Here is a 3,364-nt window from a genome sequence, read left to right as displayed (position 1 = left end):
ATGCTCTTTAACAATGTGGAATAAGCTGACAAAGCAAGACGATACGTCTCAAGCGTATCCGGCAAATCGTGATCGTCGCCAGGCCAGACCCTTTGGGGTTATATGGTCAAGCGATGAAGCGCATACGGTGAATGCCTAGGCAGCCAGAGGCGATGAAAGACGTGGTAGCCTGCGATAAGGCTCGGTAAGGTGGCAAACGACCTGTGACCCGGGCATCTCTGAATGGGGAAACCCACCCAGCGTCAGTTGGGTATCCCACCCTGAATTCATAGGGGTTGGGAAGCGAACCGGGGGAACTGAAACATCTAAGTACCCCGAGGAAAAGAAATCAACCGAGATTCCCTGAGTAGCGGCGAGCGAACGGGGAGCAGCCCTTAAGTCAATGCACGGTTAGGTGAACGGCCTGGAAAGGCCGGCCATAGTGGGTGATAGCCCCGTAACCGAAAACCCGCATTGGTGAAATCGAGTAGGTCGGGGCACGAAAAACCTTGACTGAAGACGGGGGGACCATCCTCCAAGGCTAAATACTCCTGGCTGACCGATAGTGAACCAGTACCGTGAGGGAAAGGCGAAAAGAACCCCGGCGAGGGGAGTGAAATAGATCCTGAAACCGTATGCGTACAAGCAGTGGGAGCTGGCTTCGGCTGGTGACCGCGTACCTTTTGTATAATGGGTCAGCGACTTATATTCAGTGGCGAGCTTAACCGACTAGGGGAGGCGTAGGGAAACCGAGTCTTAACAGGGCGAGGAGTCGCTGGATATAGACCCGAAACCGGGCGATCTATCCATGGCCAGAGTGAAGGTCAGGTAACACTGACTGGAGGCTCGAACCCACCTATGTTGAAAAATGGGGGGATGAGCTGTGGATCGGAGTGAAAGGCTAATCAAGCCCGGAGATAGCTGGTTCTCCTCGAAAGCTATTTAGGTAGCGCCTCACGTATCACCGTCGGGGGTAGAGCACTGTTTCGGCTAGGGGGCCATCCCGGCTTACCAACCCGAGGCAAACTCCGAATACCGATGAGTGCAGCGTGGGAGACACACAGCGGGTGCTAACGTCCGTTGTGAAAAGGGAAACAACCCAGACCGTCAGCTAAGGCCCCCAAATTCTGGTTAAGTGGGAAACGATGTGGGAAGGCTTAGACAGCTAGGAGGTTGGCTTAGAAGCAGCCATCCTTTAAAGAAAGCGTAATAGCTCACTAGTCGAGTCGGCCTGCGCGGAAGATGTAACGGGGCTCAAACCAGATGCCGAAGCTACGGGTGTGCCTGCATCACTTAAGGCTATTCGATTAACGTCGCGAAGCGACGTTCAAGCCCTCCCGAACGTCGAGTTCGGCGGGGATGAGTTGAGTAGGTTTAAGGATGCAGGCACACGGTAGAGGAGCGTCGTGTAAGTCTGTGAAGGGGCGTTGAGAAGCGCGCTGGAGATATCACGAGTGCGAATGCTGACATGAGTAACGATAATGCGGGTGAAAACCCCGCACGCCGGAAGACCCAGGGTTTCTGTTCGACGTCAATCGGAGCAGAGTGAGTCGGCCCCTAAGGCGAGGCCGAAAGGCGTAGTCGATGGGAAACGGGTTAATATTCCCGTACCGGATGTGATTGCGATGGGGGGACGAAGAAGGCTAGGTGAGCCAGGCGTTGGTTGTCCTGGTGAAAGTCGGTAGGCCGAGGAATCAGGTAAATCCGGTTCCTTAAAGCCGAGAGACGAGACGAACAGACTACGGTCTGGAAGTCATCGATGCCACGCTTCCAGGAAAAGCCTCTAAGCTTCAGATCACATGCGACCGTACCCCAAACCGACACAGGTGGTCAGGGTGAGAATCCCAAGGCGCTTGAGAGAACTCGGGTGAAGGAACTAGGCAAAATGGCACCGTAACTTCGGGAGAAGGTGCGCCGGCATAGGGTGAAAGACCTCGCGTCTGGAGCTCGAGCCGGTCGAAGATACCAGGTGGCTGCAACTGTTTATTAAAAACACAGCACTCTGCTAACGCGTAAGCGGACGTATAGGGTGTGACGCCTGCCCGGTGCCGGAAGGTTAATTGATGGCGTTAGCTCCGGCGAAGCGCTTGATCGAAGCCCCGGTAAACGGCGGCCGTAACTATAACGGTCCTAAGGTAGCGAAATTCCTTGTCGGGTAAGTTCCGACCTGCACGAATGGCGTAATGATGGCCACGCTGTCTCCACCCGAGACTCAGTGAAATTGAAATCGCCGTGAAGATGCGGTGTCCCCGCGGCTAGACGGAAAGACCCCGTGAACCTTTACTATAGCTTCACACTGGATGCTGATGTTGCTTGTGTAGGATAGCTGGGAGGCTTGGAACCTGGGACGCCAGTCCTAGGGGAGCCGACCTTGAAATACCAGCCTGGCATCATTGGCGTTCTAACTTGGGCCCGTTATCCGGGTCGAGGACAGTGTGTGGTGGGTAGTTTGACTGGGGCGGTCTCCTCCCAAAGCGTAACGGAGGAGCACGAAGGTACCCTCAGCACGGTTGGAAATCGTGCAACGAGTGCAAGAGCATAAGGGTGCTTGACTGCGAGACAGACACGTCGAGCAGGTGCGAAAGCAGGTTCTAGTGATCCGGTGGTTCTGTATGGAAGGGCCATCGCTCAACGGATAAAAGGTACTCCGGGGATAACAGGCTGATACCGCCCAAGAGTTCACATCGACGGCGGTGTTTGGCACCTCGATGTCGGCTCATCACATCCTGGGGCTGAAGTCGGTCCCAAGGGTATGGCTGTTCGCCATTTAAAGTGGTACGCGAGCTGGGTTTAGAACGTCGTGAGACAGTTCGGTCCCTATCTGCCGTGGGCGTTGGAGATTTGAGAAGGGCTGCTCCTAGTACGAGAGGACCGGAGTGGACGCACCTCTGGTGTTCCGGTTGTCACGCCAGTGGCATTGCCGGGTAGCTATGTGCGGACGGGATAACCGCTGAAAGCATCTAAGCGGGAAGCCCCCTTCAAGATGAGATCTCCCCGAGGCCTCGAGCCTCCTGAAGGGCCCAGCGAGACCAGCTGGTTGATAGGCACGGTGTGGAAGCGCTGCAAGGCGTTGAGCTAACGTGTACTAATGGCCCGTGAGGCTTGACCATATAACACCCAAAGGGTCTGGGGACGCTCCCGATCCGGATGCGTGCGAGACGATCGCGTCAGCTTATTCCCGATTGCGTCGTGGTCCCTGACAGGGGCCGTGACACCTGTTTCGCCTGACGACCATAGCGAGCGGGTCCCACCTGATCCCATGCCGAACTCAGCAGTGAAACCGCTTAGCGCCGATGGTAGTGTGGGGCCTCCCCATGCGAGAGTAGGTCATCGTCAGGCATTTATTTCGACACCCCCGGCCATTGGTCGGGGGTGTTGTCGTTTG

At 55.9% G+C, this 3,364-nt stretch carries 2 rRNA genes; both read left to right on the top strand.

The annotated features are described in order from the left end of the window. Positions 1-104: 104 nt before the first annotated feature. Positions 105-3,089 (top strand): 23S ribosomal RNA (locus tag L1073_RS16985). Between the two features lie 113 nt (positions 3,090-3,202). Continuing rightward, positions 3,203-3,318, top strand: a 5S ribosomal RNA gene (gene rrf, locus L1073_RS16980). Positions 3,319-3,364 lie beyond the last annotated feature (46 nt).

Source organism: Chromohalobacter nigrandesensis (assembly GCF_023061285.1).
Classification (GTDB): Bacteria; Pseudomonadota; Gammaproteobacteria; order Pseudomonadales; family Halomonadaceae; genus Chromohalobacter; species Chromohalobacter nigrandesensis.
Note: the sequence above shows the minus strand (reverse complement) of the source record. Positions and strands in the feature narration are given on the sequence as shown.